Raw genomic sequence first — 681 nt, 5'->3', positions numbered from 1 at the left:
GGGGCGGGCGATTTCAAAATACCCCAGGCTTGTTTCAATCTCTCCTTGTCTCAGCAATAACGCCGCTTTCGCTTCAACAGGTAAAGAGTTCGCATTGTATTCAATTGCTTTACCACCTTTGACACCTGCTCTAGTGCGGTTTTGCCATCCTTGCTTTTTAGCAACATAAATCACACCAGCCGATGTTTTCGGCAAACCAGGAAGATTCGCACACTCTTTCGGTGATACCCAAAGTTCCATGTTATTCACCTGCTTGATATCGGCTAGGCCAGATTACTTCCGGTTTAGTTTCTAAGGCGTTAGCAATAATCTGCTCACCCTTTGGCCAGTGTCGTTCTAGCGCATTAGCTAATGTAGTTGGCGCATAACCAAACCGGAAGTAATCTGGCCTAGCCGATATCAAGCAGGTGAATACTGAACGGGTTGGATCGTAACCGTCGTAAGATAAGCCCGCCAAATCTGACCAGGTGTGGATCAGTTCCGCCAGGCTGTATTTACGATCAACATCCTGCGAGAAATCACGGGGATGAGTCGCTTGCCATTTTTCTGACGTCCACAGCAGGAACGGAATGGTGTACATATGACGCGTCGGGTTGTCCTCATTACGCCCCTGAGTTTTGTGCGGCGGCGTGTCGTAAACCTCTTCACCGTGGTCAGAGAAATAAACCAGGAAACCGTTCG

2 protein-coding genes are annotated in these 681 nt (G+C 48.6%); both read right to left on the bottom strand.

What is annotated here, in order from left to right; translation table 11 throughout:
• The coding region (locus tag AC0L3J_RS37230; RefSeq protein WP_473350411.1) for a DNA-binding protein at positions 1-240 on the bottom strand (240 nt) is incomplete at its 3' end.
• Position 241: 1 nt separating this feature from the next.
• Positions 242-681 (bottom strand): helix-turn-helix domain-containing protein (locus tag AC0L3J_RS37225; protein WP_473350410.1); only part of this gene is annotated, 440 nt, incomplete at its 5' end.

Source organism: Bradyrhizobium sp. Kon37 (genome assembly GCF_055807535.1).
This window is presented reverse-complemented; position numbering and strand designations above follow the sequence as displayed.